This window comes from Bradyrhizobium sp. AUGA SZCCT0431 (assembly GCF_018131065.1).
Lineage (GTDB): Bacteria > Pseudomonadota > Alphaproteobacteria > Rhizobiales > Xanthobacteraceae > Bradyrhizobium.
The window spans coordinates 239,765-249,455 of sequence record NZ_JAFCLR010000007.1 but is presented as its reverse complement, the minus strand read 5'-3'; the positions used below and the strand labels follow the sequence as shown (position 1 = coordinate 249,455).

9 protein-coding genes are annotated in these 9,691 nt (G+C 63.0%); 4 read left to right on the top strand and 5 right to left on the bottom strand.

All coding sequences use genetic code 11. The features are described from left to right. Both JQ567_RS09155 and JQ567_RS09150 read left to right on the top strand, forming a co-directional pair. A partial coding sequence (locus JQ567_RS09155; protein WP_212438506.1) for an outer membrane protein occupies positions 1-759 on the top strand: 759 nt, incomplete at its 5' end. 252 nt (positions 760-1,011) lie between these two features. After that, a complete protein-coding gene (locus JQ567_RS09150; RefSeq protein ID WP_212438505.1) occupies positions 1,012-1,833 on the top strand; it encodes an outer membrane protein in 822 nt (273 codons plus the stop codon). A gap of 84 nt (positions 1,834-1,917) precedes the next feature. On the opposite strand, the gene JQ567_RS09145 is transcribed toward JQ567_RS09150, so the two are convergent. Continuing rightward, on the bottom strand, positions 1,918-2,535 hold the full coding sequence (locus JQ567_RS09145) for a hypothetical protein (RefSeq protein WP_212438504.1): 618 nt from the start codon (positions 2,533-2,535) through the stop codon (positions 1,918-1,920). A 171-nt stretch (positions 2,536-2,706) separates the two neighbouring features. Between JQ567_RS09145 and JQ567_RS09140 the strand changes: the two genes are divergently transcribed. Both JQ567_RS09140 and JQ567_RS09135 read left to right on the top strand, forming a co-directional pair. Next, complete coding sequence (locus JQ567_RS09140) at positions 2,707-2,892, top strand: hypothetical protein (RefSeq protein WP_212438503.1); 186 nt, start codon at positions 2,707-2,709, stop codon at positions 2,890-2,892. Between the two features lie 37 nt (positions 2,893-2,929). Then, a complete protein-coding gene (locus tag JQ567_RS09135) occupies positions 2,930-3,700 on the top strand; it encodes an SDR family NAD(P)-dependent oxidoreductase (RefSeq protein WP_212438502.1) in 771 nt (256 codons plus the stop codon). An 83-nt stretch (positions 3,701-3,783) separates the two neighbouring features. Here the strand turns inward: JQ567_RS09135 and JQ567_RS09130 are convergent, their stop codons facing one another. The 4 genes from JQ567_RS09130 to JQ567_RS09115 form a co-directional block, all read right to left on the bottom strand. Further along, positions 3,784-4,575 carry an outer membrane protein gene (locus JQ567_RS09130; protein ID WP_212438501.1) on the bottom strand — a complete coding sequence of 264 codons (792 nt, stop codon included), beginning with the start codon at positions 4,573-4,575 and terminating at the stop codon, positions 3,784-3,786. Between the two features lie 201 nt (positions 4,576-4,776). Next, the gene (locus JQ567_RS09125; RefSeq protein ID WP_212438500.1) at positions 4,777-6,036 is read right to left on the bottom strand and encodes an FAD-dependent oxidoreductase; all 1,260 of its coding nucleotides are present in this window, start codon (positions 6,034-6,036) and stop codon (positions 4,777-4,779) included. 48 nt (positions 6,037-6,084) lie between these two features. Beyond that, positions 6,085-7,614 carry a caspase family protein gene (locus JQ567_RS09120; protein ID WP_212438499.1) on the bottom strand — a complete coding sequence of 510 codons (1,530 nt, stop codon included), beginning with the start codon at positions 7,612-7,614 and terminating at the stop codon, positions 6,085-6,087. A gap of 132 nt (positions 7,615-7,746) precedes the next feature. Further along, entirely contained in the window at positions 7,747-9,630 is a 1,884-nt protein-coding gene (locus tag JQ567_RS09115; RefSeq protein WP_212438498.1) for a winged helix-turn-helix domain-containing tetratricopeptide repeat protein, read from the bottom strand. Between the last annotated feature and the right edge of the window lie 61 nt (positions 9,631-9,691).

Sequence of the window (9,691 nt, the reverse complement as noted above, 5' to 3'; positions counted from 1 at the left end):
GACATGGCTCCCCGTTATGCCAAGGCTCCGGCGCCGGTTGTACCGGCCGTAAGCTGGACCGGCTGCTGGATCAGCGGCGGTGGCGGTTATGGCATCTCCCGTACCGATCGTTACTCGCGCGACGTGGTCGCCCCCAACGGCACCAACGTCCTCGGCGCCACCTCCGGTTCGGATGGCTGGCTGGCAACCGCCGGCGTCGGCTGCGATTACCAGTTCAGCGGCCGCTGGGTTGTCGGCGCCTTCGTCGACGGCACCTACTCCGACATCAAGGGTGACCACGCCTGGCGCGTGTTCGGTCCCGGCGAAACTTTTGTCGGCGAAAACAAGATGGATTGGTCCTGGGCTGTTGGCGGTCGCATCGGTTATCTCGTGACCCCGTCATTCCTGACCTACTTCAACGCCGGCTACACGCAGGCTCATACCGAAGCCTACAATCTGCGACAGATCGTTCCTACGTTCCCCGCATCCGGACTTACGGTTCCGGGCCAGACCTATGATGGCTTCTTCATCGGCAGCGGTTTCGAATATCAGCTCGATTTCCTGCCGGGCTTGTTCGTGAAGAGCGAAGGTCGCGCTTCCTGGTACGATCGCAAGGACTCGCGCCTCTCCTGTACGGCTGTTGGCAACAACTGCGTCGCTGGCGCCATTGGTACCGACCCGTTCGGCAACATCGACTCGCGCAGGCTGACCGTCTACTCCGCGAAGACCGAGCTGGTTTACCGCTTCAACTGGGGTGGCCCGGTCGTCGCCAAGTACTGATCGACATACTGATCTCTGCTAAATCAGCAGCTCAAAAGCCCCGGCATCGTCCGGGGCTTTTTTTGTGCTCAATGCAGCGCCACAGGATAGCGATACGGGGACCGGACCTGATCGGTTTGTCCAGGCGTGTGGCCGCTCTGCAACAGCATTTCAGGCGGAACTGCGTATAGTCCTGACACTGGGTTTAGGGAATCGGTGCAAGCGCACCATTTGGGCGGTCGGTTACGACGCTTAATTTTGAGGGTTTCGACAATGAAGAAATTGGTGCTCGCTCTGACCGCGATGGCAGCCCTGACTGCTCCGGCTCTCGCGGCTGACATGGCTCCCCGTTATGCCAAGGCTCCGGCGCCGGTTGTACCGGCCGTAAGCTGGACCGGCTGCTGGATCAGCGGCGGTGGCGGTTACGGCATCTCCCGTACCGACCGTTACTCGCGCGACGTGGTCGCCCCCAACGGCACCAACGTCCTCGGCGCCACCTCCGGTTCGGATGGCTGGCTGGCAACCGCCGGCGTGGGCTGCGATTACCAGTTCAGCGGCCGCTGGGTTGTCGGCGCCTTCGTCGACGGCACCTACTCCGACATCAAGGGTGACCACGCCTGGCGCGTGTTCGGTCCCGGCGAAACTTTTGTCGGCGAAAACAAGATGGATTGGTCCTGGGCTGTTGGCGGTCGTATCGGTTATCTCGTGACCCCGTCATTCCTGACCTACTTCAACGCCGGCTACACGCAGGCTCATACCGAAGCCTACAATCTGCGACAGATCGTTCCTACGTTCGCCGCATCCGGCCTTCAGGTTCCGGGCCAGACCTTTGATGGCTTCTTCATCGGTAGCGGTTTCGAATATCAGCTCGATTTCCTGCCGGGCCTGTTCGTGAAGACCGAAGGCCGCGCCGCTTGGTACGATCGCAAGGACTCGCGCCTCACCTGTGTGACTGTTGGAGCGAACTGCGTCGCTGGTGCCGTTGGTACCGATCCGTTCGGCAACATCGACTCGCGCAAGATGGTCACCTACACCGCGAAGACCGAGCTGGTCTACCGCTTCAACTGGGGTGGCCCGGTCGTCGCCAAGTACTGATCGACACACTGATCTCTGCTAAATCAGCAGCTCAAAAGCCCCGGCATTGTCCGGGGCTTTTTTGTGCCTGCAATCTGGAGCAGCCTATTTTTCAGCGACCGCAGCTTTCAGCGTCTGATATGCACCGAGCAATTGCCGCTCGATCTCGACCCAGTCCCGCTCGCTCATCCGCTGCCCGCGCGCGTCGCGGCAGGCCATGGCCTCCGCTCGCCCGATCCCGAATCGTAGCATCGCGTCGTCCTCTGCCGACTTGCCGTAGGTCAGCGCCGCGACACGTGCAACAGTGACGCCGTAGTCGCGCGGCCCGACCTTTTCACGTCGAGCCTGCCACCAGTCGAGCTCGAGCCGGGAGGCCTCCTCAACGTTGAAGTCCGCGGGCGCCGCAGATGCCAGGTCCCAATAGTAGATCACAAGGTACGGTAGCGCCGCGTCGGCCTCCTGCCGAGACCCGGTTGGCTGAAACGTTCTTGCGGCCTTGGCCGCGGATATGGAGATGTGCAAGCTCATTAACGGTGAGAAGCCGAACTGGGTCCGCGACACCTCGTAGAGATGATAGAACAGGCTCGGATAGTGCTTGTCGTAATAGTCGCGCCACATCGCGGTCTCCAGCCGCGCCATCGCGGCCGGATCGAAGGCGCGCAAATCCGCTTGTCTCGGCCAGCAGGCGTAGGCGCCGATACCGAACGCGGTCAAAGCAAGCATCAGCAAAAGAGTTCTTCGGCTCATCGGAGCACCTCAGGAACCACGCCGACCGCCGCCCCCTTGCGGCGCCCGGCAGCATCGTATTCGATCGCGAGCTACGTTCATCCATGGCGGCGGTTTCGCAGGAGCCCGCCAAGCCGCGTAGATCGTAGCAGCAACGAGGTCGTATCCATGGCCAGAGCATTCCTGATCGTTGGCCTTCTCGCGCTCGCGATCGGCCTGCTCTGGATCGGCCAGGGCACCGGCGCAGTCACCTGGCCGCAATCGAGCTTCATGATCAACCAGCTGCAATGGGCGGGCTATGGTGCCGTGCTCGGCGCCGTCGGCCTGATCCTGATCTGGCAAGGCAAGAGCTGATCGCGTCTCTGTCGAAAACAACAACGGAACAAAAACAATGAAAACAAAACTTTTCGATCTCAGCGGCAAGGTCGCCATCGTCACCGGCGGCAATGGCGGCATCGGGCTCGGCATGGCCCGCGGTTTGGCGGACGCCGGCGCCGCGATTGCGGTTGTCGGGCGCAATGAAGCCAAATCGGTTGCCGCAGCCGCCGAGCTCGCGCGCAGCGGTGCCAAGGCGATATCGGTGGTCGCAGATGTCACGGACAAGGCGGCGGTCGACGCCATGGCCGCGCGCGTCGCCGGCGAACTCGGCCGGATCGACATCCTCGTCAACAATGCCGGCATCAGCATCCGCAAACCGCCGCACGTGCTCGATCTCGCCGAGTGGAACAGCGTGATCCAGACCAACCTCACCAGCGCCTTCCTGGTCTCGCAGGCGATCTACCCCGCGATGAAGCAAGCCGGCGGCGGCAAGGTCATCAATATCGGTTCGATGATGTCGATCTTCGGCGCCAGCTTTGCGTCGGCTTACGCGGCGAGCAAAGGCGGCATCGTGCAATTCACGCGCGCCTGCGCGGTGGCCTGGGCCCCGGACAACATCCAGGTCAACGCGGTGCTGCCGGGCTGGATCGACACCGATCTCACCAGGGGCGCCCGCGCGCAGATCGACGGGCTGCACGACAAGGTGCTGGCGCGCACGCCGGCAGCGCGCTGGGGCGTGATCGACGATTTCGCCGGCATTGCGGTGTTTCTGTCTTCGCCCGCGTCCAACTTCACCACCGGCACCGCGATCCCGATCGACGGCGGTTTCTCGGTCATGGGATAAGCTTGACGTCACGCTGAAGCATTTCCGCAACGAAAAAAGCCCCGGACGATGCCGGGGCTTTTAAGTTGATCAGTCGGGAGATATCAGTACTTCGCGACCACCGAGCCACCCCAGTTGAAGCGGTAGACCAGCTCGCTACGAATGGTCTGGACATATCTTTGCGAATGGACCTCGACGCCAGACGCAGCGCCGGTTGCAACAAAACGAATGGGGTTGCTCTTGGAATCCAAATCCGAAAGACGGTATTCCGTCTTCCAAAACAGACCGGGCAGGACATTCAGCCCATATTCATAACCGCCACCAATGAAGTACCCCTCATAGGTGGTCGCCCCAATGAAAACACCGGTCGGAAGGTTGATAAAGGGTACAACGGAATTCAGCAGAGTTACGTTATCCCACCGAGCCTCGGTGTAACCGGCCGAGAAATAGGTCAACAAGTTCGGAGTCACCAACGCGCCGACGCGACCGCCGACCGACCACTGCGAACTCATCTTCTCGTGGCCATACGATGCGATGTGCGGCACATTTACATCGCCCTTTATGCTTGCCCAATCGTAGTCACCGAACGCGCCGAATACGACATTCCAGTTGCCTACGGGGACCTGATAATCGCAGCCGCCACCCAGCGTGCCGAAGTAGCCCCGGCCACCTCCTGTCGTCGAGGTACTCAACTGGATGTTGTTGACGACGTCGGAAGCATCGTTCTGCTGGTTCCAAAAGCCATAACCGCCGCCACCGGCAACGTAGCAACCGGTCCAGGATGGCGCATAGGCGACAGGTGCCGCCCTCATCGGAGCCTTGGCAGCCATGTCAGCTGAAATAGCCGGGGAGGAAAATGCCACGACCGCCGAAAGCGCAATAACCAGCTTCTTCATCTTAAACTTCCCCATGGGACCGGTTTGAATCTGTAGCGTGAGTGTACCTAGATTCCAGGCGAAGCATTTGTCCCGGCTGGCACCGGGCTTGTCGCCATGGGCACTGCGAGGGCTACAACGTTGCGAGCCAGGCGGATTGTCACTTACTGTGGCGGGGCCGCTACAGACTCACCGCGTGATGTCGTAGCCGCAGCGAGCTTGTCAGTATTCCGCAGATGCCGGCGACTGCACATGCTCGGGCCGCACGCCGAGCCCGATGAAACGCGCCGTGATGCCCTGCAACCACGGCACCGCCGTGATCAGCCGCATCACCAGTGGCGCTTTCAGCGGCTGATTGCCGGGCTTCAGCGCGGCGCTGACGATGTTGTCTTGCGCCACGACCTGCATCCGCTGCGTCATCCGCACCGGAAATTCGCGGCGCTGGCGCACCGCATCCAGTTCGTTCTCCGGCGGGCAGCCGTTCACGAGCTTGGCGGCGAGAAGATTAGCGGTCGCGACCGCGTCCTGAACCGCAAGATTGACGCCGACACCGCCCATCGGCGACATCGCATGTGCGGCATCGCCGATGCAAAGCAAGCCGGGCCGCGTCCAGCGCGTCAGACGGTTGATCGCAACGGTGAGCAGCTTGACGTCATTCCAGCTTTTAACGTCAGCAAGACCGGATTTGAGGATCGGCGCGACCCGCGCGACGTCGTCCAGGAGCGCCGGCAGGCCCCTCGCCTTGACGGCGTCGTACTGACCCTTGGCGATGATATAGGCGCATTGCCAGTAATCGCCGCGATCGAACGTCACCATCATCCTGCCGGGCTCGACGCGCGCAAACACGCTTTCGGTTTCGTTTTCCGTTTTTCCCGCGCGGAACCACAGCACGTCCATCGGCGCGCCGATTTCCTCGGCCGCAAGGCCCGCGCGCTCGCGCACCAGCGAATGTCGACCGTCGCAGGCGACGGTGAGATCCGCCTCGATATCGATCATGCCCTCCGGCGTGTTTGCGCGCACGCCTGCGACGCGGCCGCCGTCCTCAATGAGATCGGTGGCTTCGGTGCTCATCATCACCTTGAGCGAGGCAAACCGCTTGCCGCTTTCGCGCAGGAAATTCAGGAAATCCCATTGCGGCATGAAGGCGATGAAGGGGTATTTCACCTTGAGCCGGCTGAGATCGGCGAGCCGCACCGATGCGCCGCCGAACAACCCTTCCAGCTTCTGCAGCCGCTGATGCGGCAGCTTCAGAAATCCGTCGATCAATCCGAGTTCGTCCATCACCTGCAGGGTCGAGGGATGCACGGTGTCGCCGCGAAAATCGCGAAAGAAGTCGGCGTGCTTTTCCAGAACCACGACATCGATCCCGGCGCGGCCCAGGAGATAGCCGAGCATCATGCCGGCGGGCCCGCCGCCGACGATGCAGCAGCGGACCTTCATCGTGCGCCCCGGGGGCTGCCGCGAAAAACTGCCTGCGTCCATGATCGACCTCCGAGCAGACTGTAGCTCAATCGGACGACGCTGGCTGGATTACCGTCGGAAGCTCTTGATCTCGGACACGCTGCCGTCGCGGTAGACCAGCTCGACCGAAACCGACTTGGTCGCCGGCGCCAGCTTGAGGTAGGGCTGCGCCTCGCGCGGGATGACGCTGGGATCCTTGGGATCGCACGGCGGCATTTTCAGAACCTGGTCGGGTACGGCACTGTCGATGCCGACGCGCACCTCGCGGATCGCGCAGCGGTACGACATCAGATGGGTGTAATAGACCAGGAGCCCGTTGAATTCGCGAAACGACAGCCAGCTGGTCGCGGTCATGTCGAGGATCTTGCGCTGGTCGCGGATCAGCGCGGCCTCGGGATCGAAGCGGATCGGAAACGGCCCCTGCACTTCGCCATTGGTATCGACATAGCGCACCTGGATGGTGGCGGCTGGCGCGTCGGCCGCAAGCTCGATCGACGGGTTCGGCATCCGCTTGCGGGTCCGCGGATCGAGCGTGTCGATGAAGCCGGTCTCGCGGAAATCGCCGGCCTCGCCCATCCGCCAGGAAATCCCGAGCGTCGGATCGGCGATCGAGAACACCACGGTCCAGCCGCTATTATGGCGCGAGAACATCGCGATCGGCGCGTTGACGGAATCGTTCGACGGTGCAAGCCGGTGCACCGGCGGCAGCGCGGCAACCTTCTGCAATGGCTCCGCAGGCTTGGTGACGGCAGCCTCGGGCGTGGCCTTCGCCGTGCCGCTCAGGAATACGTCGTCGACCATCTGGTCGAAATAGACCGGGATCTGCTTGTGGCGCACGGTTTCGGCCAGCTCGCTGACCAGCCGCCGCGTGCGTTGCGCGACCTGCACGAGGTTGACGCCGGGCTGCGTCAGTTCCTTGGCAAAGGTTCGCGTGAACACCGAATTGGGGTTGTCGTCATTGTTGGACAGCCGATCGAGCGCGGTCTGGCGGGGACCCGCCGAAAAGACCGAGAACACGCCTTCCGGCAATTGCGTCATCGGCGCAAGACCACCGCCACCGGAGACCGCGCGGGTGCCGGCGCGTTCGAACGGATTGTTGCGGCAGGCATCGAACACCAGAATGGCGGTTCGCGCGCCCTTGTTCTGCAGGCGCTCGATGACGCGGTCCGCGAGGATGGAAGCGTCGCGCACCAGTTCCTCCTGGCCTTCGGTTGCCGCCGGCACGTCGGTCGGCAGCAGGAAATTCTGGCCGGCGATTTCAAAGCCGTGGCCCGCATAGAAGAAGAACGCGGTGTCGCCCTTGCTGACCGCCTTGTCGAACGCGAGCAGGCTCTGGCTGAAAGCCTGGCGCGTCTGGTTCTCCGCGACCATGACGGTGAAACCGAGTTGCTTCAGCGTGTCGCCCATGGTGCGGGCGTCGTTGACGGCCTTCTGCAGCTTCGGCACGTTCCGGTAGTCATTATTGCCGATCACGAGCGCGACGCGTTTTTCGGCATAAGCGGGGGCAGCGAACGCCAGCAACGAGGCGACAATGCCGAATGCCAATCCGGATAGCAGCCCGGCCTTGAGCCGTTCCTTGGGCCGTAACCACCTCGTCATAATCAGTTCCCCGCATTGATCCGCGGCCGCATGGGACCGCTTTTGTCGTAGTCGAAAAAGCCGCGCCGGCGGTTCAATGCTGCAGGCAGGACCAGAGCCCCATTTCCGCCACGTAAGTCAGATGCGAGACCGCTATTTCGCCGCCATACCAAGCGTCAGGAGAACTTCCTCCACACGCTTGGCAGCTTCGTTATACACGGGGCTGGCATTCTTGGGATCAAGCCTGATGTTGGCGACGGTGGAGCCGGGCCGTAGTTCCATCGTCTTGGCCAGGGCCGCCCTCGCCTCGTCCGTGCGGCCCGTGCGCTGGTAGGCAATTGCCAGCACCGCGTGCGATCGTCCGGTGGCCGGCGTGATCGCAATCGATTTGGTGAGATAAGGGATCGCCTCTTCGTTGCGCTCCATCACCACCAGGGTCAGGCCTGCTCCCAGCAACCAGGTCCAGCGGGCCGTTCGCGGCGTATCGAATTGTTCGGCCAGTTTGAACGTCGCCAGCGCGTCCTCGAACCGCCCGAGCCGAAGCTGCCCGAGGCCCAGATTGTAGATCGCGAGCCCGTCCCAGGGATCGAAGGTCAACACCCTGCCGCAGGCCACCAGGCTTTCGATGAACTGGTTTGTCGTGTTGAGGAGACGGCAATACGCCTCAAGCACGGGGATGTAGGTCGGCTTCGCCCGCAGCGCCTGCTCGAGCATCGACTGCGCGGCGCGTTGAGTCTCGGCAACATCGGCCCGGTTGTACCAGGTCATCTGGATGCCGCGCAGCAAGTGCGCGGCCAACGCGGCGGCGAGGTCGACATTGCCGGGATCGGCCGCGATGGCTTTCTCCAGCATTGTTTGCGCGGCCTTGAAACGCTCCGGCGTCGTCTGGTTGATCGAGGCCATCGCCTGCTCGATAACGACCTTGGCGGTGCCGCCAGCGAGGTCGTCGTCGGTCGCGGCCGGGCCGGCATTGATCATCGCATTGATGCGAAGCGCCAGCGGATGGCCGACGCCAGCGGCGAGCCGTATCTGCTGAAGCGTCATGTCCGACTTCTCGATGCCGACCGAAACCGAGTTGGTCCAGCGTACCTCGCCAGTGGCGCCATTGCTCATGCGCGCCTGGATGGTCCAGGCCCCGCCCTCCAGCCGCAACTCGCCGCTCACCACGAAGTCGGCTTCCGGGTGCGCGGCGACGGGCTGGGGCACCGCCGAAGCCGTTTGAGATCGCGGCGCCAGTACGCGCAACTTGTCGATCCTGGCCAAGCCGTCGGTGAGCCGGTCGGTCACGTCCGCCGCCATCTCGGCAACCAACTGGCTATCACCGACGCCGACGATCGGCATCATGGCGATGGTCGGAGACTTTCGTGGGAACATGGAATCGGGCGCGAGCACCGGTGCTGCGGCGGCAAGGCTGACGGCCGCGCTGAGGCGGTCAGCCACGCTCGCCGCCAACTCGGCAAGTTTCTGGCCCTCACCCGCCCCAACGAGCTGCTCTGCGGCAACGGCCGGAGGTTTTCGCGCGAAGATGAAATCCGGCGCGAAGATCGGCGCCGCGGCCGCAAGGCAGATGACCGCACCAAGCCCGGCCGCCGTCGCAAGCGCGGCGCGCAAGCCGAAGCGGAGCCGTTTCCGGGCAGGCTCTGCCGCGAGCTTGGGTGGCGCCGCGGCGACAGGATCGGCGTCGGCCGTCGTGACCGGAGGCGGTGCTTGATCAGCCGCGCCAAGGCCGCCCGGCCCGACCGTCACTTGCCCGTCGAACAGGTAGCCGCGGCCGGAAACCAGCTTGATCAGTTGGCGCTGGTCGTCACCAAGCGCGGCGCGGATTTCGCGGACGCATTGAAAAAGGCTGTCGTCGCCGACATGGACGTTCGGCCAAATCGCGTCAATCAGGTCCTGCTTGCTGAGAACGCGTCCGGCGTTGGTCACAAACAGCTGCAGCATGTCGAAGGATTTCGGGCGCAGCCGGATCGCTTCGCCACCGGGCCCGCGGAGCCTGGCGCGTTCCGGGTCAAGTTCAAATCCGGCGAAACAGAGCAACTTGTGTCCGCAATCTTCTCAGGTCTGGGCTGCGCACAGCGAATATCAGAGAAATTTCAGA

Excerpts from the sequence above, each read along its gene's own strand:
- JQ567_RS09150 (WP_212438505.1), top strand. The coding sequence starts at position 1,012 with ATGAAGAAATTGGTGCTCGCTCTGACCGCGATGGCAGCCCTGACTGCT.
- JQ567_RS09145 (WP_212438504.1), bottom strand. The coding sequence starts at position 2,535 with ATGCTTGCTTTGACCGCGTTCGGTATCGGCGCCTACGCCTGCTGGCCG.
- JQ567_RS09140 (WP_212438503.1), top strand. The coding sequence starts at position 2,707 with ATGGCCAGAGCATTCCTGATCGTTGGCCTTCTCGCGCTCGCGATCGGC.
- JQ567_RS09135 (WP_212438502.1), top strand. The coding sequence starts at position 2,930 with ATGAAAACAAAACTTTTCGATCTCAGCGGCAAGGTCGCCATCGTCACC.
- JQ567_RS09130 (WP_212438501.1), bottom strand. The coding sequence starts at position 4,575 with ATGAAGAAGCTGGTTATTGCGCTTTCGGCGGTCGTGGCATTTTCCTCC.
- JQ567_RS09125 (WP_212438500.1), bottom strand. The coding sequence starts at position 6,036 with ATGGACGCAGGCAGTTTTTCGCGGCAGCCCCCGGGGCGCACGATGAAG.
- JQ567_RS09120 (WP_212438499.1), bottom strand. The coding sequence starts at position 7,614 with ATGACGAGGTGGTTACGGCCCAAGGAACGGCTCAAGGCCGGGCTGCTA.